24 protein-coding genes are annotated in these 24,970 nt (G+C 62.7%); 9 read left to right on the forward strand and 15 right to left on the reverse strand.

The features are described 5' to 3' along the window. Nucleotides 1-128 precede the first annotated feature (128 nt). Together rpsI and rplM are read right to left on the reverse strand one after the other, a co-directional pair. The gene (gene rpsI / locus MKD49_RS05865; protein ID WP_006461968.1) at nucleotides 129-521 is read right to left on the reverse strand and encodes a 30S ribosomal protein S9; all 393 of its coding nucleotides are present in this window, start codon (nucleotides 519-521) and stop codon (nucleotides 129-131) included. 9 nt (nucleotides 522-530) lie between these two features. After that, complete coding sequence (rplM, locus tag MKD49_RS05870) at nucleotides 531-959, reverse strand: 50S ribosomal protein L13 (protein ID WP_013235788.1); 429 nt, start codon at nucleotides 957-959, stop codon at nucleotides 531-533. On the opposite strand from rplM, the gene MKD49_RS05875 reads away from it, so the two are divergent. Together MKD49_RS05875 and MKD49_RS05880 are read left to right on the forward strand one after the other, a co-directional pair. Next, complete coding sequence (locus tag MKD49_RS05875; protein ID WP_134136562.1) at nucleotides 958-1,347, forward strand: hypothetical protein; 390 nt, start codon at nucleotides 958-960, stop codon at nucleotides 1,345-1,347. The two genes, rplM and MKD49_RS05875, sit on opposite strands and share 2 nt — an antisense overlap. A gap of 255 nt (nucleotides 1,348-1,602) precedes the next feature. Beyond that, nucleotides 1,603-2,061: an OsmC family protein gene (locus tag MKD49_RS05880; RefSeq protein WP_252695737.1), complete on the forward strand. Its 459-nt coding sequence runs from the start codon at nucleotides 1,603-1,605 to the stop codon at nucleotides 2,059-2,061. 80 nt (nucleotides 2,062-2,141) lie between these two features. Here the strand turns inward: MKD49_RS05880 and coq7 are convergent, their stop codons facing one another. The 9 genes from coq7 to MKD49_RS05925 form a co-directional block, all read right to left on the reverse strand. Then, nucleotides 2,142-2,768: a 2-polyprenyl-3-methyl-6-methoxy-1,4-benzoquinone monooxygenase gene (gene coq7 / locus MKD49_RS05885; RefSeq protein ID WP_034329872.1), complete on the reverse strand. Its 627-nt coding sequence runs from the start codon at nucleotides 2,766-2,768 to the stop codon at nucleotides 2,142-2,144. Nucleotides 2,769-2,864: 96 nt separating this feature from the next. Next, nucleotides 2,865-3,899 (reverse strand): dihydroorotase, encoded by a 1,035-nt coding sequence (gene pyrC, locus MKD49_RS05890; RefSeq protein WP_121043855.1) that lies wholly within the window; start codon nucleotides 3,897-3,899, stop codon nucleotides 2,865-2,867. Between the two features lie 230 nt (nucleotides 3,900-4,129). Then, complete coding sequence (locus MKD49_RS05895; protein WP_008331909.1) at nucleotides 4,130-4,858, reverse strand: amino acid ABC transporter ATP-binding protein; 729 nt, start codon at nucleotides 4,856-4,858, stop codon at nucleotides 4,130-4,132. A gap of 84 nt (nucleotides 4,859-4,942) precedes the next feature. Continuing rightward, nucleotides 4,943-5,638 (reverse strand): amino acid ABC transporter permease, encoded by a 696-nt coding sequence (locus MKD49_RS05900; RefSeq protein WP_039786895.1) that lies wholly within the window; start codon nucleotides 5,636-5,638, stop codon nucleotides 4,943-4,945. Nucleotides 5,639-5,641: 3 nt separating this feature from the next. After that, on the reverse strand, nucleotides 5,642-6,391 hold the full coding sequence (locus MKD49_RS05905) for an amino acid ABC transporter permease (RefSeq protein ID WP_252695738.1): 750 nt from the start codon (nucleotides 6,389-6,391) through the stop codon (nucleotides 5,642-5,644). 187 nt (nucleotides 6,392-6,578) lie between these two features. Next, the gene (locus tag MKD49_RS05910; RefSeq protein WP_039786891.1) at nucleotides 6,579-7,526 is read right to left on the reverse strand and encodes an amino acid ABC transporter substrate-binding protein; all 948 of its coding nucleotides are present in this window, start codon (nucleotides 7,524-7,526) and stop codon (nucleotides 6,579-6,581) included. A gap of 928 nt (nucleotides 7,527-8,454) precedes the next feature. Next, nucleotides 8,455-9,747, reverse strand: coding sequence for a Glu/Leu/Phe/Val dehydrogenase (locus MKD49_RS05915; protein WP_252695739.1), 1,293 nt, complete (start codon nucleotides 9,745-9,747; stop codon nucleotides 8,455-8,457). Nucleotides 9,748-10,076: 329 nt separating this feature from the next. Next, nucleotides 10,077-11,093, reverse strand: a complete 1,017-nt coding sequence (locus MKD49_RS05920; RefSeq protein ID WP_204725993.1) for a LysR family transcriptional regulator — start codon at nucleotides 11,091-11,093, stop codon at nucleotides 10,077-10,079. Between the two features lie 87 nt (nucleotides 11,094-11,180). Next, nucleotides 11,181-13,085, reverse strand: coding sequence for an ABC transporter ATP-binding protein/permease (locus MKD49_RS05925; protein ID WP_252695740.1), 1,905 nt, complete (start codon nucleotides 13,083-13,085; stop codon nucleotides 11,181-11,183). Between the two features lie 159 nt (nucleotides 13,086-13,244). Between MKD49_RS05925 and MKD49_RS05930 the strand changes: the two genes are divergently transcribed. Then, the gene (locus tag MKD49_RS05930; protein WP_008331921.1) at nucleotides 13,245-13,679 is read left to right on the forward strand and encodes an acyl-CoA thioesterase; all 435 of its coding nucleotides are present in this window, start codon (nucleotides 13,245-13,247) and stop codon (nucleotides 13,677-13,679) included. Between the two features lie 113 nt (nucleotides 13,680-13,792). Then, entirely contained in the window at nucleotides 13,793-14,743 is a 951-nt protein-coding gene (locus MKD49_RS05935) for a 2-hydroxyacid dehydrogenase (RefSeq protein ID WP_145604489.1), read from the forward strand. Between the two features lie 207 nt (nucleotides 14,744-14,950). On the opposite strand, the gene MKD49_RS05940 is transcribed toward MKD49_RS05935, so the two are convergent. The 3 genes from MKD49_RS05940 to MKD49_RS05950 all read right to left on the reverse strand — a co-directional run bounded on the left by MKD49_RS05940 (nucleotide 14,951) and on the right by MKD49_RS05950 (nucleotide 20,174). Further along, nucleotides 14,951-16,651 carry a long-chain fatty acid--CoA ligase gene (locus MKD49_RS05940; RefSeq protein WP_252695741.1) on the reverse strand — a complete coding sequence of 567 codons (1,701 nt, stop codon included), beginning with the start codon at nucleotides 16,649-16,651 and terminating at the stop codon, nucleotides 14,951-14,953. Nucleotides 16,652-16,905: 254 nt separating this feature from the next. Next, on the reverse strand, nucleotides 16,906-18,063 hold the full coding sequence (locus tag MKD49_RS05945; RefSeq protein ID WP_252695742.1) for an aminopeptidase: 1,158 nt from the start codon (nucleotides 18,061-18,063) through the stop codon (nucleotides 16,906-16,908). A gap of 8 nt (nucleotides 18,064-18,071) precedes the next feature. After that, nucleotides 18,072-20,174, reverse strand: a complete 2,103-nt coding sequence (locus tag MKD49_RS05950; RefSeq protein ID WP_252695743.1) for a molybdopterin-dependent oxidoreductase — start codon at nucleotides 20,172-20,174, stop codon at nucleotides 18,072-18,074. A 107-nt stretch (nucleotides 20,175-20,281) separates the two neighbouring features. Here MKD49_RS05950 and MKD49_RS05955 point away from each other — a divergent pair, with 107 nt between their 5' ends. Beyond that, the gene (locus tag MKD49_RS05955; RefSeq protein WP_252695744.1) at nucleotides 20,282-21,091 is read left to right on the forward strand and encodes an AraC family transcriptional regulator; all 810 of its coding nucleotides are present in this window, start codon (nucleotides 20,282-20,284) and stop codon (nucleotides 21,089-21,091) included. Here MKD49_RS05955 and MKD49_RS05960 read toward each other — a convergent pair. Continuing rightward, a complete protein-coding gene (locus MKD49_RS05960) occupies nucleotides 21,088-21,711 on the reverse strand; it encodes a LysE family translocator (protein WP_371925443.1) in 624 nt (207 codons plus the stop codon). The two genes, MKD49_RS05955 and MKD49_RS05960, sit on opposite strands and share 4 nt — an antisense overlap. A gap of 157 nt (nucleotides 21,712-21,868) precedes the next feature. Here MKD49_RS05960 and MKD49_RS05965 point away from each other — a divergent pair, with 157 nt between their 5' ends. The 4 genes from MKD49_RS05965 (at nucleotide 21,869) to MKD49_RS05980 (ending at nucleotide 24,962) form a co-directional block, all read left to right on the forward strand. Beyond that, complete coding sequence (locus MKD49_RS05965; RefSeq protein ID WP_252695746.1) at nucleotides 21,869-23,062, forward strand: M20 aminoacylase family protein; 1,194 nt, start codon at nucleotides 21,869-21,871, stop codon at nucleotides 23,060-23,062. 133 nt (nucleotides 23,063-23,195) lie between these two features. Then, nucleotides 23,196-23,546 (forward strand): DUF1304 domain-containing protein, encoded by a 351-nt coding sequence (locus MKD49_RS05970; protein ID WP_034333253.1) that lies wholly within the window; start codon nucleotides 23,196-23,198, stop codon nucleotides 23,544-23,546. Between the two features lie 15 nt (nucleotides 23,547-23,561). Next, a complete protein-coding gene (locus MKD49_RS05975; RefSeq protein ID WP_121043900.1) occupies nucleotides 23,562-24,080 on the forward strand; it encodes a DUF695 domain-containing protein in 519 nt (172 codons plus the stop codon). A 162-nt stretch (nucleotides 24,081-24,242) separates the two neighbouring features. Continuing rightward, nucleotides 24,243-24,962, forward strand: coding sequence for a DUF4088 domain-containing protein (locus tag MKD49_RS05980; protein WP_121043903.1), 720 nt, complete (start codon nucleotides 24,243-24,245; stop codon nucleotides 24,960-24,962). The last annotated feature ends 8 nt before the right edge of the window (nucleotides 24,963-24,970 follow it).

Here is a 24,970-nt window from a genome sequence, read left to right on the forward strand (position 1 = left end):
CGCAAATAGCCGAAATTATCGTCACACTACGAGACGTTGCGCAAGCAAGCCACACCTGCAGCGACAACGCATAAAAGCAAAAAGCCGCCGGCACAGATGCCGACGGCTTTCCGTAATACAAGAAACGATTAACGCTTCGAGAATTGCTTTGCGCGACGTGCCTTGCGCAGACCAACCTTCTTACGTTCGACTTCACGCGCGTCACGGGTGACGAAGCCTGCGTTCGACAGAGCCGACTTCAGGCCGGCGTCGTAGTCGATCAGGGCGCGGGTGATGCCGTGGCGAACAGCGCCGGCCTGGCCGGATTCGCCGCCACCGTGGACGTTCACCTTGATGTCGAAACGTTCGACGTTGCCGGTCAGTTCCAGCGGCTGACGGATCACCATCAGGCCGGTTTCGCGGGAGAAGTACTCAGCGGCGGGCTTGCCATTGACGATGATGTTGCCCGAACCTGCCTTGATGAAAACACGCGCCACTGCACTCTTGCGACGGCCGGTTCCGTAATTGTAGTTACCGATCATGTCTGTTCCTTAGAGGGCGAGGGGTTTCGGTTGCTGCGCGGCGTGCGGATGGTTGCCATCTGCATAAACCTTCAGCTTCTTGATCATGGCGTAGCCCAGCGGACCCTTGGGCAGCATGCCCTTGACGGCCTTCTCCAGCGCACGGCCGGGGAAACGCTGTTGCATCTTCAGGAAGTTGGTTTCGTAGATGCCGCCCGGATAACCGCTGTGGCGGAAATAGGTCTTCTCAGTGGCCTTGGTGCCGGTCACGCGCAGCTTGCCTGCGTTGACGACGACGATGAAGTCACCGGTATCGACGTGCGGAGTGAATTCGGGTTTGTGCTTGCCGCGCAGTCGGAGTGCCACTTCGCTGGCAACACGTCCGAGGACCAAGTCCGTCGCGTCAATCACGAACCACTCGCGCTGAACCTCATGGGCTTTAGCGGAAAAGGTCTTCATGTTTGACTTTCTCTATCAGTATATAAACGCTCAAATGGCGGTTCCGCTCATGCGGGCCAGCCGGCGGATGCCTGCTGTCCTGGGTACTTCGCTTCGCGGACTCATCCTTTTATCTTCCCGAGCGCATGGGAAAGCCGGCAAGTATAGCCTTTTCAAGGACTTAGCGTCAAAAGGTTTCGGGGGATTGTGGCGTCAATCCGGCAATTTGCCGGGGTTTTATCGCTGGAAGACTGCATTTCATTGCCGGTGGCACAACTTTGCGTCGCACTTTGGCCAAGCTTGGCGAAAAAAGGACAAAAAAAACCCGGACACTGAGGTTCCGGGTTTAATCCACACCAATGAGGAGGGTGGAGGAGACATCGTTACGTGCTGCAAAAACTTCCGTTGAATTCAATATAGCAAAGCGGTTTGTGCAACGCAATAACGCGAGGCGAATAAATTTGTAACTGTCTGCAAGCGGCGTCACTGCTGGGTTACAAGTTGCCGAAAGCACAGTCGAAATGCGATAGATGAATACTAATTCGACAATTTTTCCGCAGCGCAAAAATCACGGAGCTTCACATGCCATCCCCTGCACCGGCTGCAGGTATGCGCGTCAAAAGCTACAATACGCAGCTTCATTGAACCGATTGGGACGAGACAGATGGAATGCACAGTACGTTGGACCGGCTTGTCCGGCATGACCTTCACGGCGGAAACCGGTTCGGGCCACCTGCTGACGATGGATGGCGCGCCCGATGGCGGCGGCCGCAACCTGGCCCCGCGTCCGATGGAAGTGGTGCTGGCCGGTACCGGTGGCTGCACCGCCTATGACGTGGTGGTGATCCTGCGCAAGAGCGGCCAGGACGTGCGCGGCTGCGACGTGACCCTCAAATCCGAGCGCGCCGAGACCGATCCCAAGGTGTTCACCAGGATTCATTTCCACTTCACCGTGCGTGGCCGCAACCTCAAGACCAACGTGGTCGAGCGCGCCATCAAGCTGTCCCACGACAAATATTGCTCGGCCTCGATCATGCTGGAGAAGACGGCCGAGATCACGCACTCCTTCGAGATCATCGACGACCTCACCGATACGTCCTCTGCAGCCGTCCAGCAGCAGTAAGATCCGGAAACAGGATGCAGCAAGAAAAAAGCGGCCGAGGCCGCTTTTTTCTTGTCCGGCGATCCGGCTGTCTTCCGGATTCAGATCCGGTAAGCCACCGTAGTCATGACCTTGGCCATGGCCTTCATCAACCCGCGCACCGGCGCCGGCACCTCGGCTGCACCCAGGTCACGGGCGGCTTGCCCGTGCTCGATCTCATCCAGGCGCATCTGGTCGACGATGGCGCGCGAGCGGTTGTCCTGGGCCGGCAGCTTGTCCAGGTGGCCCAGCAGGTGGTGCTCGACCTGGCGCTCGGTCTCGGAGACGAAGCCCAGGTTGCGCGCATCGCCCAGCCGTGCGGCGATGCTGCCCAGCACATAGGCGCCGCCATACCACAGCGGATTGAGCAAACTGGTATGCGACCCCAGTTCGCGCAGGCGTTCGGCGGTCCAGGCGAGGTGATCCTCTTCCTCGATGCCGGCGCGCCTGAAGGCCGCTTTGATATCTTCCGTCTGGGCGAAGCGGCCCTGGGCGTCGTAGAGCGCCTGGGCACAGACCTCGCCCACGTTGTTGACCCGCATCAGCCCGGCCGCGTGGCGCTTCTCGGCCTCGTTCATGACACCGTCCGGCAGGCCGCGTCCCGGGTTGGGACGGCTCTCGAACACCACGCCGCTGATCACGCGCAGCGCCTTGTCGAAATCGGTAATCAGTTCATCGACGACTTGCATACAGCTCGCCTTTCTCTCGTTGTGATGGACATCCCGGCCGCGCCGCCTGGGCGCGCGGACCGGGGACGAAGGAATACGGCTGATCCCTGAAACGGATCAGACCATCTTCCAGTGGATCTGTTCGCCCGCCGACAGCGGCACCACCGTGGCATCGCCCATGGGCAGCTCGGCGGGAATGGCCCAGGTCTCGCGCTGCAAGGTGACGGTGCCGGTATTGCGCGGCAGGTTGTAGAAGTCCGGACCGTTGAAGCTGGCGAAGGCTTCGAACTTGTCCAGTGCACCGGCGCTGTCGAAGGCCTGGGCATACAACTCCAGCGCATGCAGCGCGGTGTAGCAGCCGGCGCAGCCACAGGCGTGCTCCTTGGCCCCCTTGGCGTGCGGGGCCGAATCAGTACCGAGGAAGAACTTGTCATTGCCCGAAGTGGCTGCCGCCACCAGCGCCTTGCGATGGGTCTCGCGCTTGAGGACCGGCAGGCAGTAGTAGTGCGGACGGATGCCGCCCTTGAAGATCTCGTTGCGGTTGAACAGCAAATGGTGCGCCGTGATGGTAGCGGCCGTCGGGCCTTCGCCGGCCAGCACGTAGTCGGCCGCTTCCTTGGTGGTGATGTGCTCGAAGACCACCTTCAGTTCCGGCATGGCTTGGCGCAGCGGCTTCATGATGCGCTCGATGAAGACCGCTTCGCGGTCGAACAGGTCGATCTCGGGATCGGTCACTTCACCGTGGACCAGGAAGGGCATGCCCACTTCCTGCAGCACCTCCAGGGTCTTGTAGCACTTCGACAGGTCGGTCACGCCGGCGTCGGAGTTGGTGGTGGCACCGGCCGGATAGAGCTTCACGGCCTTGACGAAGCCGCTTTCCTTGGCACGGCGGATTTCCTCGGGCGGGGTGTTGTCGGTCAGGTAGAGCACCATCAGCGGCTCGAAGGACATGCCTGCGGGCAAGGCGGCCAGAATGCGATCGCGATACGCACCGGCCTGCGCGGTGGTGGTCACCGGCGGCTTCAGGTTGGGCATGACGATGGCGCGTGCGAACTGGCGTGCCGTATGCGGCAGCACGTCCTGCATGGTGGCGCCGTCGCGCAGGTGCAGGTGCCAGTCGTCCGGGCGGGTGATGGTCAGTACATTGCTCATTGCGGATCTTTCGGTCTTGGAGTGGTGTCGGTCTGAGGATTACGGATCAGGCAAGGCATCCCGGCGGATGCGGGCTGTGGAGAGCCAGCCGCGATGTCTTCAAGGGCGACATTCTACCGTAGCCGTCAAGCACCCCGGAGGGCAAGCCCTGACCCGCTTTTGACCTGGCACAAACGACAAGGGCCGCCCCGTTGCCGGGGCAGCCCTTGCCGCGATGCGAATGCGCGCGATCAGTGGGTGATGATCTTGGCCAGGAAGTCGCGTGCGCGTTCCGAACGCGGCGAGGCGAAGAACTCATCCTTGGCGCAATCTTCCACGACCAAGCCCTTGTCCATGAACACCACACGGTTGGCGACCTTGCGGGCAAAGCCCATTTCGTGGGTCACGACCATCATGGTCATGCCTTCCTGGGCCAGGCCGACCATGACGTCGAGCACTTCATTGATCATTTCCGGATCCAGCGCCGAGGTCGGTTCATCGAACAGCATGGCGATCGGGTCCATCGACAGCGCGCGGGCAATCGCCACACGCTGCTGCTGGCCGCCGGAGAGCTGGCCGGGGAACTTGTCCTTGTGCGCCAGCAGGCCCACGCGGTCCAGGTACTTCAGGCCCTTTTCAGTAGCCTCTTCCTTGGAGCGGCCCAGCACCTTGATCTGGCCGATGGTCAGGTTCTCGCGGATGGAGAGGTGCGGGAACAGTTCGAAGTTCTGGAACACCATGCCGATGCGCGCGCGCAGCTTGGACAGGTTGGTCTTGGGGTCGCCGACGGAGACGCCATCGACGGTGATGGTGCCTTTCTGGAACGGCTCCAGGCCGTTGACGGTCTTGATCAGCGTGGACTTGCCGGAACCGGACGGGCCGCACACCACCACCACGTCGCCCTTCTTGACGGAGGTCGAGCAGTCGGTCAGGACCTGGAAGCTGCCGTACCACTTGCTGACATTGTTGAGTTCGATCATTTGATTCTCCTGGATTTCTGAATTCTGGATTCACTGGCCGCCAGCCTGGCGCCACAAAGCGCGGGCGGCAGCCGTCAAAAACATTTAGCGGATGATGGCGATCTTCTTCTGGAAGCGCTTGACCAGTTGCGACAGGCCAAAGCTCAGCACGAAATACACCACGGCCACGAAGAGATACATTTCCACCAGGCGGCCATCACGCTGCGCGATCTTGGAAGCGCTGGTCACGAAGTCCGGAACCGAGCCCAGCACGTAGACCAGCGAGACGTCCTGGAACAGCACGATGGTCTGTGTCAGGAGGATCGGGGTCATGTTGCGGAAGGCCTGCGGCAGCACCACGTTGCCCATCATCTGCCAGTAGTTCATGCCGATCGCATAGCCGGCGAACACTTGCCCGCGCGGAATGGACTGGATGCCCGAACGCATGATCTCGCAATAATACGCGGCTTCAAACAGGATGAAGGTGATCAGGGCCGACTGGAACGCACCGACCTGGATGGGTTCGGAGGCACCAATGATCCAGGCACCGATGAAGGGCACCAGGAAGTAGAACCAGAAGATCACCAGCACCAGCGGAATGGAGCGGATCAGGTTGACGTAGGTGGTCGCGATGAACGACAGCGGCTTGTTGGACGACAGGCGCATCATGGCCAGCAGCGTGCCCAGGATGATCCCGCCCAGCATGGCCGAGAAGGTCAGGATGAGCGTGAACTTCAGGCCGGTCGTGAAGAGGTAGACCCACGAGCGCTGGATGACGTCGAAATCGAAATTGCTGAACATGGATCAATGCCCTCCTGCGCTGGTGCTGCCGCCGGTGATGTAGCCCGGAACGGCGGTGACCTTTTCCAGCAGGCGCGCCATCAACAGCGCGATCACGGAAATGATCAGATAGATGATCGTGGCACCGCTGAGCGCCTCGAAGGTCTGGAAAGTGAATTCGCGCATCGAGTAGGTTGCGGCAGTCAGTTCCACCAGGCCGATGGTCAGTGCCACCGAGCTGTTCTTGATGATGGCGGCGAACTCGTTGGTCAGTGCCGGGATGATGATGCGGAAGGCCATCGGCAGCAGCACGTAGCGATAGGTCTGCACCGGGGTCAGGCCCAGGGCGGCACCCGCCATGCGCTGGCCGCGCGGCAGCGCCTGAATGCCGGTGGTCACCTGCACGGCCACACGGGAAGAGGTGAAGAAACCCAGGGCCAGGGTCGCGGTCACGAAGGACGCATCCGGCAGGCTCTTGATCCAGTCACCGATGGCGCTGGGCAGCAGTTCCGGCATCACGAAATACCACAGGAACATCTGGACCAGCAGCGGAATGTTGCGGAACAGTTCCACGTAGCCGTTGGCAATGCGCACCACCCAAGGTTTGGTGGTGGTCCGCAGGGTACCGAAGATGGTGCCCAGGATCAGTGCCATGATCCAGGCGCAGGCGGCTGTGGCCAGGGTCCATTTCAGGCCCGCCAGCAGCGTGTCGATGTAGGGGATGCCATCGGGAGACATCTCCCAGAAGATTCCCCAATTCCAGTTGTAATGCATAAATGGCCTCGTCTGTGGTTCGAAGTCTGTGTTCTCGGGCGCGGTCACCAGGCAAATGCCGCGCCGCTTCTTGTTGGTTCAGCGCCTTGGCCACCCCGGCATTGCCGCAAGGCAAGCGGGACAGTTCCGGCTAAACAAAACGGGGGACAGGCCCCCGTTTCGTTCGATTGCACGAAGCAATGCGCTTTTACTTCTTCTTGCCCAGGTTCTTCTGCGCTTCCGGCACGGCAGCGTAGGCAGCCGGATCGTAGGAGTCGGTCGGCTTGGCCAGAACGGCTTGCAGCTGCGGGCTCATCGGCACGTTCAGGTTGACACCCTTGGGCGGGATCGGCGACTGGAACCACTTCGCGTAGATCTTCTTGATGTCGTCACCCTTGTAGACCACGGTCAGGGCTTCGTCGACGACCTTCTTGAAGTCGTTGTCGCCCTTCGGCAGGATCAGGCCGTACGGCTCGACCGACAGGGCTTCCGAGGAAACCTGGTAGTCAGCCGGGGCCTTGGAGTTGGCGGCCAGCGAGGACAGCAGGATGTCGTCCATCACGAAGGCCGCGGCACGGCCGGTTTCCACCATCAGGAAGGCTTCGGCGTGGTCCTTGGCAGCCAGGATGTTCATGCCCAGGTTGCGTTCGGCGTTCAGTGCGGTGATCTGCTTCAGGTTGGACGTACCGGAGGTCGAGACCACGGTCTTGCCCTTCAGGTCATCCAGCGTCTTCAGGTTGGCCGACTTCTTGGACAGGAACTTGTTGGCGGTCACGAACTCGGTCACCGAGAAGGCCACCTGGTTCCAGCGTTCCTGGTTGTTGGTCGCGGAGTCGCAGGAGATGTCGGTGGTACCGTTGGCGATCAGCGGGATGCGGGTGGCCGAGGTCACCGGCACCATCTTGATGTTCAGCGAGGTCAGGCCCAGCTTCTTCTGGATCGCGGTCGCGGCCTTCAGGCACAGGTCGATCGAGTAGCCCTGGTAGGACTGCTTGTCGTCCAGATAGGAGAAGGGAATCGACGAATCGCGCACGCCCAGCGTCAGGGTGCCCGAGTCCTTGATCTTCTTCAGACGGCCGGTGAATTCCTCAGCATGCACCGAGCTCATCAGTACGCTTGCCCCAACCAAAACCCCTGCTAGCTTCAATAACTTCATTGTGTGACCTCCTGGAAAAATTTTTTACGTAACGGTTCAAATGGCCTGGTAGCGAATCCGCTTGCGCGCTGCCCCTACCGGGCTGGCCGGCCGTATTGACGAGCCTGTTATTGTTCTCTGCCGTGTCGCCTATTCTGTGTGCTAACACAGTTCTTTGCCAGCTTTGTTTGCTCCACCACTGGCGACCTCTGGCGATGACCACCCCCTCGGTGAAGCGCAGACTGGCAAATTACCCGAGCGCAACTGTCGGCGGGCGCATTGTACGACATATGGCGCCCGGTCTGGCAATCCGCAGAAACCCTCATGGCGGCGGTACCACGATCCGACGCAATGAGGAGGGTTTCGCACCTCGCAGGAAGCCCTGAAGAGGACGTCGGCAGCACGGCAGCAACCCCATTCCTTTCAGCAATATCCATGCCAGAAACGCCATCCGCACGCAGCACGCGAGCGCATGGGCGTGCTGCGGCAGGCAGCATCATGACAGCGGTGATCGGGGAATGGACAGAAGCCGGAGGCACCAGCGCAGAGCCAGTGGGGACGCCGCTTGCGGGGCGATATGCAGAAACGTGCAGGGAAGAATGGAAGCCAGCGTCAGTGCGGCGAATGCGAGTGCGACAAACGTGAAGAGACAGGTCAAAACCACACCGTCCGATAACGTGCACGACATCGGCATGACAGGCCGCAGCAGCCCGTGCCGGATCATCCGCACATGCGGCAGCGCCCGGCATGTTGATGCCGGGTCCGTCACTGAAGATCTTGCGCCGCAAGGCTGGTTGGCCTGCGGTGCGCATGCGCACAGCAACCACGTCTCCTCCGAACCAGAGTGCTCTGGAATCATGCGGCCGACGGTCTGTGGCGCAGTGCGCCGCCGTCTTTGGCCGTGGTGGTCCGGTGCTCGCCGGACCGTTTTTTTTACAGCATCACTGCATCACGGATACAGGCCGCGCATTTCACGCGCCTGCAGCACACGGGTACACGCCACGATGAAGGCCGCGGTACGCAGCGACACGTTCTTCTCGTCGGCCAGCTGCCATACGGCGGCGAAGGCTTCGCGCATGATGCGGGTCAGGCGCAGGTTGATTTCATCTTCGGTCCAGAAGAAGCTGGAGAAGTCCTGCACCCATTCGAAGTAGCTCACCGTCACGCCACCGGCGTTGGCGATCACGTCCGGCACGATCAGCACGCCCTTGTCGCGCAGGATGTCATCGGCGGCCGGGGTGGTCGGGCCGTTGGCGCCTTCCAGGATGATCTTGGCCTTGATGTGATTGGCGTTGGCTTCGGTGATCTGCTGTTCCAGTGCGGCAGGCACCAGAATGTCGCAGTCGACCGACCAGAATTGGGCGCGATCGGTGATTTCATCCGCACCTTCGAAGCCCTTGACGCTGCCATTCTTGGCCACGTAAGCCTGCAGTGCCGGCACGTCCAGGCCACCGGCATTGAAGACGGTGGTCACGTGATCCTGCACCGCCACCACTTTGGAACCGGCTTCAGCGAACAGGCGCGCAGCGATGCCGCCGACGTTGCCGAAACCTTGCACCGCGACCTTGGCATCCTTGATGTCCATGCCGCGCTTGGCAGCGGCTTCGCAACCGACCACGAAGACGCCACGGCCGGTGGCTTCATGGCGGCCCAGGCTGCCGCCCAGGGAGATGGGCTTGCCGGTCACCACGCCCGAGGACGTGCTGCCCTGGTTCATGGAGTAGGTATCCATCATCCAGGCCATGATCTGCGAATCGGTGTTCACGTCCGGCGCCGGGATGTCCTTGTTGGGGCCGATGATGATGCCGATCTCGCTGGTGTAGCGGCGCGTCATGCGCTGCAGTTCGCCACGGGAGAGGGTCTTGGGATCGACACGGATACCACCCTTGGCACCGCCATAGGGCACGTTCACGGCGGCATTCTTGATGGTCATCCAGGCCGACAGGGCCATCACTTCGGACAGCGTCACATCCTGGTGGAAACGCACGCCGCCCTTGCCGGGACCGCGCGAGGTGTTGTGCTGCACGCGATAGCCCTCGAAGTGGGCAATGGTGCCGTCGTCGCGCTCGATGGGCACGTCGACCACCAGGATGCGCTTGGGACGCTTCAGGGTTTCCACCCAGCGGGCCAGCGAGCCCAGGTGGGGCGTGACGCGGTCGATCTGTTCGAGATAGACGCCCCACGGACCGATGCCGTGCGGGACGAGATAGGAAGGCACTTCGTGATTAGGTACGTTCGACATGATGCAATCGCTCCTTTGGATAGCCGTGCTGTTCAAAGACAAAAGGCCTGCAAATTCCGAAAGTCCGCCAGGCATGTTACTCCGTCGGCAGCGGCCTGCAAGCCGCACCACAAGGCGCGCAAGAAGGCGGCGACGGAGGCGCGCCCGCCAGCGCGGCGCGGGGTGCGCCTGCTGGAAATTCGTGCCTGTCCGATTCAGCGCCGCCATCGTAGCCAGCCGCTCAAAACAACGCTAATGCTTTGTGAGCATGCAATTATGCAGCGCTTGCATAACCTTTGAAATCCCTTGATGGATAAGGGATTGCGCCATTTTCACCTGTTAATTTTTGATCAGGAATCGCGTTTTTCAGCCGTGCGCGGACTTTTTCCGCCAGCCCCCTTGGGACGCTCCCCACGCTCGCCGCGCTCGGCCTTTTCCTGCCGCTGCGCATCCAGCTCCACCAGGTATTCCCACAGCCGCGCCACCAGGGCCTTGCCGGTACGCTGCGCAGTCGGACGCTCGCGATAGAGGCGGATTTCCATCTCCACTTCCCACTCCCCGGTGGGCCCGTCGGTGCGCGCCAGCTGGCGGTTGCGCACTTCGCGCAGCACCGAGGATTCCGGCAGGAAGGCCACCCCATGGCCCTCCAGCGCCATCATCTTGAGGCTTTCCGACATGTCGGTCTCGTAGTGCTTCATCAGGTGCAGCGGGCGCTTGGTATCGGCCATCATCAGCTCCACCATGCGGCCCAGGTAGGCATTGCTGGTGTAAGAGAGGAAAGGCACGGGAGCCTTGGCGCTGCCGGGGAAGACGTAATCGGGCTTGCCGTTGCGGTCGCAGCGCGAATACGGGCGCAAGGTTTCGGTACCCATGGTCAGCATGTCGTAGCGGCTGGCATCGAGCTGCACCGGCTGGCGCGGATGGTGATAGCACAGCAGCAAATCGCAGCCGCCTTCGACGATGGTCATCACGGCATCGTGGACATTGAGCGCGATCAGGCGCGTGTTGATGGAGCCGAAGCCAGACTCCAGGGCGCTGAGCCACTTGGGCATGTAGGTCAGCGACAGCGTATGGGGGACGGCGAAGTCGATGGTGGTCTGTGCCGTGGGCCGCTTGCCACGCAGCAGCGCGCGCGTGTTGTTGATCTGGCCCAGCATGGCCACGGCCTGTTCGTAGAAGACTTCACCGGCGGCCGTCAGACGCGTGGGATAGGAGGTGCGGTCGATCAGGTCGGTGCCCAGCCAGGCTTCCAGCGACTGGATGCGCCGCGAGAAGGCCGGTTGCGTCACATGCCGCAGCTCCGCCGAGCGACTGAAACTGCGCGTTTCCGCCAGGGAGACGAAATCCTCAAGCCATTTGCTTTCCATTGCCCGCCCACTTCCCGTTCTAGGTCGAATGCGCGAATTGTGCCGCTGTGCCCGCGCCGGCGCAAGCTGCGCGCGCGGGCGAGGGCATCAGCGACGCTCGGCCGGCATCAGCACCGTCGGTTCGGCACCGGGCTCGGCCACCGCTGCCACGTCCTCCGGCTGCGGCACCACGGAACCGCCCTCCTCTTCCGCGCCGGCCTGCTGGCGCAGCCACATCTGCGCATACAGGCCATCGGCCATCAGCAGCCCGGCGTGGGTGCCGCGTTCGACGATGCGGCCGTGGTCCATCACCAGGATCTGCTGCGCATTGACGATGGTGGACAGACGATGCGCAATGACCAGCGTGGTGCGCTCGCGCGCGATCTCTTCCAGCTGCTGCTGGATGGCCTGCTCGGCGCGTGAATCGAGGGCCGAGGTGGCTTCGTCGAAGATGAGGATGGCCGGATCCTTGAGCAGGGTGCGGGCGATCGCCACACGCTGCTTTTCTCCGCCCGACAATTTCAGTCCGCGCTCGCCGACCATGCTGGCGTAGCCATCGGGGAGCGATTCGATGAAGTCGTGGATGTAGGCCGCCTTGGCCGCCGCCACGATCTGCTCGCGCGTGGCCCCCGGCTTGCCGTAGGCGATGTTGTATTCGATGGTGTCGTTGAAGAGCACCGTGTCCTGCGGCACGATGCCGATGGCCTGGCGCAGCGAGGCTTGCGTGACGTTGCGCAGGTCCTGGCCATCGATGCGGATGGCGCCCTGGTCGACATCGTAGAAGCGATACAGCAGGCGCGAGAGGGTCGACTTGCCCGAGCCGCTGTGACCGACCACGGCCGTGGTGGTGCCGGCCTGCACCTTGAAATCAACATCGAAGAGAATCTGGCGATTCCGCTCGTAGCTGAAGTCGACATGCTCGAAATGCAGCTCCGCGCCCTGCGTCTTCAAGGGCTGGGCACCGGGCCGGTCGGCCACTTCGCGGTTTTCTTCCAGCAGCGAGAACAGCCGTTCCATGTCAGCCAGGCTCTGCTTGATCTCGCGATAGAGCACGCCCAAAAAGTTGAGCGGAATGTAGAGCTGGATCATGAAGGCATTGACCAGCACCATGTCGCCCAGCGTCATGCTGCCATCGATGACGCCAGCGATGGCGCGCCACAGGATGAGCGTGACGGCGATGGCGATGATGGCCGACTGCCCGGTGTTGAGCAGCGACAGCGAACTCTGCGATTTGACGGCCGCGCGTTCATAGCGCTGCAGGCCTTCGTCATAGCGGCGCGCTTCGAATTCCTCGTTGCCGAAATACTTCACCGTCTCGTAGTTGAGCAGCGAATCGATGGCGCGCGTATTGGCATGCGAATCCAGCTCGTTCATGGTGCGGCGGAAATGCGTGCGCCACTCGGTCACGGTGATGGTGAAGAGGATGTAGAGCACCAGCGCACCGGCCGTGATGAGCGAGAACCAGATGTCGTAATGCGTGCTCAGGTAGGCCAGCACCAGCACGATCTCGATGATGGTCGGCAGGATCGAGAAGAGCGTATAGGACACCAGCGTGGAGACCCCGCGCGTGCCGCGTTCGATATCGCGCGTCATGCCGCCGGTCTGGCGGTTCAGGTGGAAGCGCAGCGACAGCGCATGCAGGTGGCGGAAGACCTGCAGCGCGATGGTGCGCACGGCGCGCTGCGTGACGCGGGCAAACATGAGTTCGCGCAATTCGGTGAAGAGCGCCGTGGCCAGCCGCAGCGCGCCGTAGGCCACCAGCAGGCCGAGAGGCAGCACCAGCAGGGCTTGCGGATGGGTCGGCGTGATGGTCATGGCATCGACCAGTCTCTTCAACACCAGCGGCACGCCTACGTTGGCCAGCTTGGCCCCGACCAGGAAGGCCAGCGCCAGCATCACGCGCCACTTGTAGGTCCACAGGTAGGGCAGCAGCGTGCGGACGACTTCCCAGTCGCCACGCTGGCGTTTGATGGGGGCTTGCGATGAGGAGGCGGAATTGGGGTAGCGGCGCATGGGCGGGTCGGGTTGAAAGGGGTCGGGCACGGCAACACAGCAGGAGGGCAACATCCGATACACTAGGCCGTTGCCGCGCCTGCGGGCGCACAGCCGCAAAACCGAATTATAAGAGCCATCCCGGCGCGCCGCCGGACATCACCTGCAAAGGAGCCTTCCATGTCATCCACCGTTTCCCAACTTCCGCCGGGCAAGGCACCGCAGCTGCGCGTCATGCCCATGCCGTCGGATGCCAATGTCTATGGCGACGTCTTCGGTGGCTGGATCATGGCCCAGGTCGACATCGCCGGCTCGCTGCCGGCCACGCGCCGCGCCAACGGGCGGGTGGCGACCATTGCGGTCAATTCCTTCCTGTTCAAGAATCCGGTGTTCGTGGGGGACCTGCTGTCCTTCTATGCCGATATCGTCAAGGTCGGCAATACCTCCATCACCGTCAACGTTGAAGTGTATGCGGAGCGCAATCGCCTGCAGACCGAAATCGTCAAGGTGACCGAAGCCACCCTCACCTACGTGGCCACCGATGAAAACCGCAAGCCGCGTCCGCTGCCGCCACTGGATCCGGTGCGCGAAGCGGGGGCCAGCCCGGCGATCTGAGCGCCGCCCTTCCCCTCCTGCGGGCTTGAAAATTTTTCAGCCCGCAGCGTGCGGCGCAGACGTATCGTTATGCCTCCCTCACTGTCTTCCTCTTCCTCTTCTTCATACTGCCCATGACCTCCTCCAGCCGCCCTGTCGTCCTCATCGTCGCCCGTCTGCCGCAACACCTGCTGGACTTGCTGCAGCAGAACTTCACCTGCCACAACCTCATCCTCGATCCACTCACCGATGAAGCGCTCGCTGCCATCGCGCCGCAGGTGCGCGGCATTGCCGCCAATGGCGAAGCCAAGGTCGGCCGCGAGTTCATGGCGCGCTTTCCGGCGCTGGAGATTGTCTCGGTGTTCGGGGTCGGCTATGACGGGGTGGATGTGCCGGCTGCCCGCGAGCGCGGCATCCATGTGACCCACACGCCCGACGTGCTCACCGAGGATGTGGCCGACATGGCCATTGCCCTGATGCTGGCCGTGGCGCGCAACGTGGTGCGGGCCGACCGCTTTGCTCGTAGCGGCGAATGGAAGAAGGGCCCCTTCCCCTTCACCACCAAGGTCAGCGGCGCGCGCCTGGGCATCGTCGGCCTGGGCCGCATCGGGCAAGCCATTGCGCAGCGGGCGGCGGCGTTCGACATGCAGATTGCGTATCACAACCGTTCGCGCAAGGATGTGCCTTACACCTATGTGGAAGACATCGTCTCGCTGGCGCGCGAGGTCGATTTCCTGGTGATGATCACGCCGGGTGGCGCGGGGACGCGGGCGCTGGTCAATGCCGAGGTGCTGGAGGCACTGGGACCCAAGGGCTTCCTCATCAATGTGGCGCGTGGTTCGGTGGTGGATGAAAAGGCGCTCATCGCGGCGCTGCAGGCCGGCAAGATCGCCGGTGCGGGGCTGGACGTGTTCGAGAATGAGCCGAACATTCCGGCTGAACTCGCCGCGCTGGAGAACGTGGTGCTGACGCCGCACATGGCCAGCGGCACGCTGGTCACCAGGACGGCCATGGCGGAACTGGCGTTCACCAATTTGCAGGCGCATTTTTCTGGCAAGCCGGTTGTGACGCCGGTACCTGATTGAAGCTGCATACAGGGGGAAAGCCGCTGCCGGAGGGGCTAGGGCAGCGGCTTTTTGCTGATGGGTTCAGGGGAGCGGTTCAGTCCAAGGAGTTTCATCCTGCGGGCTCCAAACTGAAAAGGCCTGGGTCCGGTTCAATACCGGATCCAGGCCTTCATCTGGCAAATCGAATGACAAACGCGAAGAGATGAGATTAAGGCAGCGCTCGCCTCACGCCGCCTGTTTCTGCGGCGCCTTCGCAGGATCATCCCGCAACTCGCGGCGCAGGATCTTGCCCACATTGGTCTTGGGCAGCTCATCGCGGAACTCGATGTACTTGGGCTTCTTGTAGCCGGTGAACTGCTCCTTGCAGTAAGCCATCAGCTGCTCACTGGTCAGCGACTTGTCCTTGCGAACCACGAAGAGCTTGACCGCTTCGCCGGTGTGTTCATCGGGCACGCCCACACAGGCACACTCCAGCACCGCAGGATGCTGCGCCACCACGCCTTCGATTTCATTCGGATAAACGTTGAAGCCAGAGACCAGGATCATGTCCTTCTTGCGGTCCACGATCTTGGTGTAGCCCTGCGCATCCATCACACCGATGTCACCAGTCTTGAAGAAACCATCCGGCGTCATGACCTTGGCCGTCTCATCCGGCCGCTGCCAGTAGCCCGGCATCACCTGCGGACCGCGAATCGCAATCTCGCCCGGCTGGCCCAGCGGTACTGGCTGGCCGTCATCATCGAGGATGGCGATTTCGGTGGATGGCAGCGGCAGGCCGATGGTGCCGGTGTATTCATCGATGGTGCAGGGGTTCGCGCTGGCAATCGGCGAAGTTTCGGACAAACCGTAACCTTCGATGATGGGACAGCCGGTCAGCTTCTTCCACTTGTCGGCCACGCTCTTCTGCACCGCCATGCCGCCGCCCACACAGCAGCGATAGCCGGAGAAATCCAGCTTGGCAAAATCGGCATTGTTGAGCAGCGCGTTGTAGAGCGTGTTGACCGCGGGGAAGGTGTTGACCTTGTACTTGGCCAGCTCCTTGACGAAACCGGGAATGTCGCGCGGGTTCGGGATCAGCAGGTTCAGCGCGCCTTCACGCGTGCCCAGCAGGTTGCAGACGGTGAGCGCAAAGATGTGATACAGCGGCAGCGCGCAGACGAACACCAGTTGGTCGATGGGCTTGCCTGACTTCAGCGCCGGGGTCAGCCATTCTTCGGCCTGCAGCACGTTGGCGATCAGGTTGCGATGGGTCAGCACCGCCCCCTTGGCCACACCCGTGGTACCGCCGGTGTATTGCAGGAAGGCGACGTCATCGGGCGTCAGCGATACCTTCTGCAACGTCTTGCCCTCGCCCTGCGACAGCGCGCGGCTGAAGGAGATCGCATTGGGCAGCGACCAGGACGGCACCATCTTCTTGACGTGCCGCACCACCAGGTTGACGATGGCGCCCTTGAGGGTGCCAAGCAGCTCGCCCATGCTGGCCACCACGATGTGCTTGACCTGGGTATGCGCCACCACCTTCTGCAGCGTGCAGGCAAAGTTCTCCAGCACGAAGATGGCTTCGGCGCCGGAATCCTTCAACTGGTGTTCCAGCTCGCGGGCCGTGTAGAGCGGATTGACGTTGACCACCGTGTAGCCCGCACGCAGGATGGCGGCGATGGCGATCGGGTATTGCAGCACGTTGGGCATCATGATCGCCACGCGGGCGCCCTTCTGCAGGCCCAGGCCTTGCAGCCAGGCCCCCATGGCGCGCGACATGGCATCGAGCTCGCCATAACGGAGATACTTGCCCATGCAGACATAAGCGTTGCGATCGGCATGCTTGGCGAAAGCCTCTTCGATCATCTGCACCAGCGAACCGTAACGGTTGGGGTCGATGTCAGCGGGAACGCCTGCGGGATACGATGCAAGCCAGAATCTTTCCATAGTGTGTCCTCTGTCTCCGGTCATAACGTGCGCTGGGGCTGGGCGGTGATACAAGGCCACCGCGTTGGCGCGCACAGCAAAAAAAAGCACGAGTGTTTTTTTATTTATCGCAGATGCTATCCAGCATTCGACTGCGGGGCAAGCTTTTTGCGCCCCAAATTTGAGATTTTTTGCAAAAAGGTTGGCAACGGCTGCGATATCGCGGTCAGTCTGCGCGTATTGCACGGCCCGGCAAACCGGTATTGCATGCAAATTCATCCGGCATGATACGCCGGGTCCTTGCTCTTGGGCCGTTCCGTGGTGCAGGTGGGAAACATTTCCGCCTCCGCCTTGCCCGTGGTCAAGGGCGCGTCTCCCAGCGCAGCATGGCGTGCGGCCTTGTCCATGCGTGCCAGTGCGCGCACCTTGTCATAAAAATCGGGGAAGCCGCTGCTGCGGGCAAACAACTGACGGAAGGCAGGGACCAGGTCGTGATACGCCCCCACCAGTGCGAGATGCGCATTGGACAGCGGCATCGCGAACCAGCGGTCATACCCGGCATAGCCATTCCAGCGGGTGACCTTGATCTGCGCATATTCAGCGCGCAGGGCATCGAAGATGGCCGCCTTGCGCTGGCGCTTGTCGGCATCGCTGGCATCGCTGTCGTAGTTCTCCTTCAATTGGGCACGGTACTTGTCCAGCAAGGCCAGGAACTCGCGCTTGCGGGCGGCAAAACGCTGGTAGGCCTGGACCATCGCCGGATCGTGGCGCGCCGCCAGCCAGCGTTCCACACCCAGCTCTTCCACCGCCACCGCAAACCCTTCATTGAAGGACGTATCACCGGGCGCATACACGGTCTGGTGCGCCAGCTCATGGAAGATCAGCCGTGCCAGTTCGCCATCGGGATACTGGATGAAGGTGGAGATCACCGGATCATTGAACCAGCCCAGCGTGGAATACGCCGGTACACCGGCGACCTGCACGTCATAACCTTCGGCCTTGAGCGTGTCGGCATAGGCCTGCGCATCACTGAGGTGATAGTAGCCGCGATAGTCCACGCAGCCGGCAATGGGGAAACACCACTGCCGGGGCTTCAACGACAGCTCAGGCGCGGCCACCACATTCCACAGCACGAAAGGCCGGTCCAGTTGCGCGTAACTGCGATAGCTGCCGTTGTCGGGCAGGTCGAGTTCGGTGACGGCATAGCGGCGGATCTCGCGCACCGTCTGCAGCTTGGCCTTGAGCGCGGGCGAGGTGGCCGGGTCATCGAGCCACTCCTCCAGCGGTTTTGCCTGCGCCAGCAGCGAGAACTGGCCGTGCGCGGCCTGGGCGTAATACGAGACCGTAGAACAAGCCGACAGCCCGCACAGCGACGCCAGCACCGCCAAGGTCAGCCCCCAGCGCACAGAACGACGCAAGCCACGCCGCAGCATAAAAAAACTCAGGCGGCCACGACCGGCTGCTGCAGTTTTTCCACCTGCACCAGCACGTCATAGAAGGTGGGCGCATTGCCCATGTCGGTCAGGCGCTGGCTGGTGACTTCGTTGGCGTTCTTGCCATCGGCGGCAAATTTCTTCCACCAGATCGACAGGCCCACCACCAGCCCCACGCGCGCCTTGTCGGTCACGCGCACGCGTGCCTGCATGCTGCCGCGATCATTGAAGATGCGCACCGTATCTCCCTGCGCAATGCCGCGTGCAGCGGCGTCCTGCGGATGCATGTCGAGGTGCGGTTCGCCCTCCGTATCACGCAGGCTCTGTACATTGACGAAGGAAGAATTGAGGAAATTGCGTGCCGGCGGCGAGATCATCGCCAGCGGGTATTTCGCGCCCAGCTGCGGATTGCTGGCCACAGATTCATAGGGCGCGATATAGGCCGGCAAGGGATCGAGACCCGCGGCCTTCATCTGTTCGGAATAGAACTCGCACTTGCCCGAGGGCGTGGCAAACCCGCCATCGGCGAAGGGGGCCACCGGCACCGACAGGCGCTGCCATCCCTTCTCCTTCAACTGTTCCCAGTTGTAGCCAGCGCTGCGCGGATCATCGCGCTTGAAGGCCACGGCGGCCAATTGATCGTCGCTGTCCTTGAAGCAGTCTTCTTCAAAGCCCATCGCGGCCGCCAGCAGGCGGAAGATCTCGGTATTGGGCTTGGCCTCGCCCAGCGGCGCAATGGCGGCATTGTTGGCCATCATGTAGACGTGGCCATACGACGCATGTACGTCGATGTGCTCCAGCTGGGTCGTCGCAGGCAGCAGGATATCGGCGTAGTCGGCGGTATCGGTCTGGAAATGTTCCAGCACCACCGTGAACAAATCCTCGCGCGCAAAGCCCTGCGCTACCTTGCCCGACTCCGGGGCCACCGCCACCGGGTTGGAGTTGTAGACGATCACTGCTTCCACCTGGGGACCAAAGTCGGGCGAGGCCGGCTTCAACAGGTCATCGCCGATGGTGCTCATGTTGATGATGCGGCTGGGCTTGCCGTGACGCGCGGCCAGGTCGGGACGGCTCAAGGCGGCCGTGTCCTTGGGGAAGCTGTCCGATACCGACAGCTGGATGCCCCCGGAAGCATGACGCCAAGCGCCGACCAACGCTGGCAGGCAAGCCACGTTGCGCGCGGCCATGCCGCCGCCGCGCACGCGCTGCAGGCCGTAGTTGGCGCGGATGAAGGCACCCTCACCAGCCAGCGCCACTCGGGCATATTCGCGCGCCAGGTTCTGCACTTCCTCCGCACTGATGCCGCACACTTCAGCGGTACGGGCCGGCGTCCATTCGGCCGCGCGCTCCTTGAGTTGCTCGAAGCCGAGCGTGTAGCGTGCGATGTAATCGTGGTCCAGCAAGTCTTCTGCGATCAGCACGTGCATCAGGCCCAGCGCCAGGGCCGCATCGGTCCCGGGCAAGAGCGCGATGTGCTGGTGGCATTTCTCGGCGGTCAGCGAGCGATACGGATCGATGGCGATCAGGCGTGCTCCGTTGCGCTTGGCCGCTTGCACGCGAGTCCAGAAATGCAGGTTGGAAGCAATCGGATTGCCGCCCCAGATGATGATGAGCTTGGCGTGATCGACCTGCTCCAGGTCGGTACCGATGCGCGCACCGATGGTGTAGCGATAGCCTGCGCCACCGGCGGAGGCACAGATGGTGCGGTCCAGCTGCGATGCGCCCAGGCGATTGAAGAAACGGCCGGCCATCGATTCGCCCTGCACCTGGCCCATGGTCCCGGCGTAGCTGTAGGGCAGGATGGCTTGGGGGTCGCGCAGGGCAATCCGGCCCAGGCGCTCTGCGATGGTAGCGATGGCCTCGTCCCAGCTGATGCGCTCGAACTTGCCCTCGCCCTTCTTGCCCACGCGGCGCATGGGGTGCAGCAGGCGGTCCTGGTGATAGGTGCGCTCGGCATAGCGCGAGACCTTGGTGCAGAGCACGCCGGCCGTGGGCGAGTGCTCCGGATCGCCGCGCACTTCCGTGGCGACGCCGTCCTTGACGGTCACCAGCAGGGCGCAGGTATCAGGGCAATCATGGGGACAGGCGGCACGGACGATGGTGGTGGTCATGGCAGAGAAGAAAGCGGGGAAAGAAAACAGGGAAGCCCTCGGCGCACGCGAGGCAGGCAGCTACTTTATCTTAAAATGGCGCGTCACGACTCTTCCGTAGTGCCGCCATGTCTCCTTCACCGTACTTCTGGCGTCCTCCCGCCTTGCCCTTCTTCGAAGGCCGTCGCGCCACCGGCAGCCTGTCCTGCTATGCGCCGCATACGCATGACAGTTTTTCCATCGGCGTCGTCGATGGCGGCCACAGCGTCTTTACGCTGGCCGATCGCAGCGAGCCCATTTTCCCTGGCGACGTGATCCTCGTGCGGGCCGGAGATGTGCACAGCTGCAATCCGGCGGACCTGCAGCGCTGGAGCTATCGCATGTTCCATCTGGACAGCAACTGGCTGGCCACCCTGCTGGCACAAACCCCGGCCACATGCGGGTTGCTCGCAGGCATGCCGTCGCAGGTGGTGCGCTCGCCCGAGGCACTGCAATGGCTGGACCGCATGACCCACGCACTGGAGACCGGCCATCTGGATCTGGAGAGCGAGGTAATACGTTGCCTGCAGCACGTGATGCGCGCGTGCGCCGATGCCTGCCCGCCCGCGCAGGCCAGCAATGCGCCCGAAGAAGACGGCCTGCAGCGTGCCCATGATTTCCTGCTGGCACATTGCCGCGACCGCGTCTCGCTGGCGACCCTGGCGGAACTCGCCGGCACCAGCCGCTACCAGTTGATCCGCCAGTTCCGCCGCCGCTTCGGCCTGACTCCGCATGCCCTGCAGCTGGACATGAAGATCCGCCAGGCGCGCACCCTGCTGCAGCAGGGCGCCAGCACCGTCCATGCCGCGCTCGATACCGGCTTCGCCGACCAGAGCCACTTCCATCGCGCCTTCAAATCGCGGGTGGCGGCCACACCGCTGCAATATCGGCGGGCCTAGCTGCGGCTGGCCACCAGTGCGGCTGCAGCGAACATCAACAGCAGGCCCGCACCCCGCTCGATGAGCGGCAGCACGCGCGTGAGCGCCCGCATCACACGCTGCTGCGCGATGAAATACACCAGCCCCGCATCCCAAGCCAGCACGGCCCCAAACATCCAGACGCCATAGAAGAGCTTGGTCGACGCGCCGGTCTGCGCCGACACGATGACGGTAAACAGGCCAAAGTAAAACACGCCATTCTTGGGATTGAGTGCGGCCGAAAGAAAACCTGTTCCCAGTGCGGCCCATGGCGCGACCCTGGCAGGCGAAACGGCCGCAGCGGGCAACACCGCCGGGTGCCGTCCGGCGCGCCAGAAGACCCATCCCAGCCAGGCCAGGTAGAGCGCCGCCAGCCACTGCATGGCCGCCAGCAGCAGTGGTGCGCGCTGCAGGAGGCTGAAGCCGCCGATGGCCAGCGCGATGTAAAGCCCGTTGGCCAGCGCAATCCCCAAGGCTGCAGCCAGCCCATAAGCGCGCCCATGGCGCAGGCTGCCCCGCAGCAGCAACAGGAAATCCGGACCGGGACTGGCCAGTGCCAGCAAGTGCGCACCCGCCAGCAGGAAGAATTCGGAAGAAAGCATCATGTGTGTCGACGCCTGCCCGGCGCCCCTGTTAAAAATGCGCATGCTAGGCAGGCTCGCGGCCGCTGTATTGAACGAAATTGCACAGGCGCTCCAGCGCCGCCAAGGCGCGGTAAGATAGGCACACTTGTTACCAACGCCAGCGCACCCCACTCCCATGAAACTCATCGACCCCATCGTGCAGTTCCACGCCGAACTGCAGAAAATCCGCCGCGACATCCACGCCCATCCCGAGCTGTGTTACGAAGAAGTGCGCACCGCCGACGTGGTGGCGCAAAAGCTGACCGAGTGGGGGATTCCGGTCGTGCGCGGCCTGGGGGTGACGGGTGTGGTCGGCATCATCAAGAAGGGCGACAGCCCGCGTGCCATCGGCCTGCGCGCCGACATGGATGCGCTGCCCATGTCCGAAATCAATACCTTCGACCATGCCTCGCGTCATCCCGGCAAGATGCACGCCTGCGGCCATGACGGCCACACCGCCATGCTGCTGGGCGCGGCCCGTTACCTGGCGCAGCATGGCGACTTCGATGGCACCGTGTATGTCATCTTCCAGCCCGCAGAAGAAGGCGGCCGTGGCGCCGAGCGCATGATCCAGGATGGCCTGTTCGACAAGTACCCGATGGATGCCGTCTTCGGCATGCACAACTGGCCCGGCATCCCGGCCGGTCACTTCGGCGTGACGCCGGGTCCGCAGATGGCCTCCAGCAACGAGTTCCACGTCACCGTCAAGGGCAAGGGTTCGCACGCGGCGCAGCCGCACAAGGCCATCGACCCGGTCATGACGGCGGTCCACATTGCCCAGGCCTGGCAGAGCATCGTGGCGCGCAACGTCAATCCGAATGATCCGGCGGTGGTGTCGATCACCCAGATCCACACCGGCAGCGCCACCAACGTCATCCCCGACGAAGCCATGATGGTCGGCACCGTGCGCACCTTCAGCCTGCCGGTGCTGGACCTCATCGAGCGCCGCATGCAGGAGATCGCCGAGCACACCGCCGCCGCCTTCGATGCCACGGTCGAGTTCCGCTTCAACCGCAACTATCCGCCGCTCATCAACCATCCCGAGGAAACTGCCTTCGCCGTCGAAGTGCTGACCGAACAGTTCGGTGCCGACCATGTGGATGCCAAGACCGAACCGACCATGGGCGCGGAAGACTTCGCCTTCATGCTGCAGCACAAGCCGGGCTGCTACGTGTTCCTCGGCAATGGCGATGGCGGCCACCGCGACCAGGGCCATGGCCTGGGTCCGTGCAACCTGCACAACCCCAGCTACGATTTCAACGACGACCTGCTGCCCATCGGTGCCACTTACTGGGTGCGGCTGGCCGAGAAATTCCTGCAGACGAAGTAAGCGCCGCAGCGGCGTGCAGGGCATTGGCGCACGGGCGCATTTCAGGCATGATCGCCAAAGCCCGCCGCCCGGCGCACTCTGCAACGCGCTGCGAAGGCGCGGCAAGAACGTATAACGACAACAGGGAGAAACCTTGCACACGCTCGCCACCATCCTGGTCCTGCTGGTCGCCCTTGAACATGTCTGGATCCTGATCCTGGAAATGTTCCTGTGGACCAAGCCGCTGGGTCTGAAGACCTTCCGCCAGTCGCGCGAAGCCGCCGAAGCCACCCGCGTGCTGGCCGCCAACCAAGGTCTCTACAACGGTTTCCTCGCCGCCGGCCTGTTCTGGAGCCTGGCCACGGGCGACCATGCGGTGCAAATCTTCTTCGTGAGCTGCGTGCTGGTGGCCGGTATTTACGGTGGACTCACCGCCAAGCGCTCCATCCTCTACATCCAGGGTCTGCCCGCCCTGCTGGCGCTGCTGGCCCTGCTGGCCAGCTGATACGGCGAGCCAACCATGAAGCGCGCCCTGCTCCTGACCCTGCTGCTCCTGCTGGCGCGCCACGGGCTGGCGCAGGATCCTGAGCCCGAGTGGTGGAACTACCAGGCCCAGCGCGGCGATCGCCTCACGGTGGTCAAGCTGGACATGGGCTTGCGGCGCAGCTTCCCGCTGTCCGGGTTTCCGTATGTGGTGGTTACGCGGGTGAGTTATGCGCCGGGAACGCCCGATGGCTTGCCGGCGCTGGCCGAGCAGGACCGGCTGGAAGCCCTGTCCGACCAGATGGCCACCGCCATCGGCAAGAAGACCCGCAGCATCTATGCCGGCACCGCGTTCAGCCAGGGCCAGCAGCAATCCTGGTTCTACGTGACCGATCCCAATGGACTGGAAGCGGTGGTGGCCGGCGTGCATGCCCAGCTCTGCCAGGGCTGCAAGACCAGCACCGCCATCCTGGCCGATCCCGCCTGGGCGCTGTACCGCGACCAATTGTTGCCGGACGGGGAAACCCGGCAGCGCTATGGCTTGCGCAGTTATTGAGGTCCGCGCCGCAGGGGCGGCGTAAAGTTTGGCACGACAGCTGCCGATAACAAGTTTCCTGGCAGCATCAGCATTGACACCGCGTCATCACAACCAGTCCGGCACGCCGCATGGCCTTGCCGGCGCAACAACAACATCGGACACGGTCCGAGGGGAAGCCGCATGAAACAGATCAAACTCATCCTCAAGGACGATATCTACGACTCGCTGGAGCGGGATTATCACAACTTCGTGCGGCTCTCGACCAAGATCGATTCGGGTTTCGTCAAACCTTCCTTCGACAGCTACCTGCTGGCCAAGCTCTCCGAGAACACCAACTTCCTCACCGAAGAGGCGGTGCAGCACCTGATGCTCTCGGGCCAGTATGCGTGGGCGCGCCGGGCGATGGACAAGGAATTCCCGGACGTGGTGCAGATCCTGATCGAACAGGCGGCCAATTACGGGTTCTGGATTGCGGTGCGCCACGACTGGGGCACCGAGGAACTGGTCAATGCCTCGCGCGCCTGGGCCGGCGCCATCATCAAGCAGGCCAAGGGCGATGAAACGCAGATCGACGTGCTGGCCTCGCAGATCAAGGCGTCCGCCACCAATATCGCGGTGGTGCAGGAACGCCTGAAGACACCGGCCTCGCAACTGGCCCATGCCATGGTGCAGGAATTGCGCGAGACGCATATCGCCATCGAACATGCCTCGGGCATGGTGGCGCGGGAAAAGCTGGGAGCCCTGCGCACCCTGCTGAAACTCGGGCGCGCCTATGGAAATGTCTCGGAGAAGGCCGAGCAGGACATGATGGACAAGCTCAAGCGCGAAAAGCCCTGGCTCTTCGAGACCGGCCCCAAGGGTTTCTGGGGCCACGTTGCCGCCTGGTGGCGTGGGGTCTGAGCCCGCGG

The sequence above is a fragment of the Herbaspirillum sp. WGmk3 genome (assembly GCF_023952535.1).
GTDB lineage: Bacteria > Pseudomonadota > Gammaproteobacteria > Burkholderiales > Burkholderiaceae_D > Herbaspirillum > Herbaspirillum huttiense.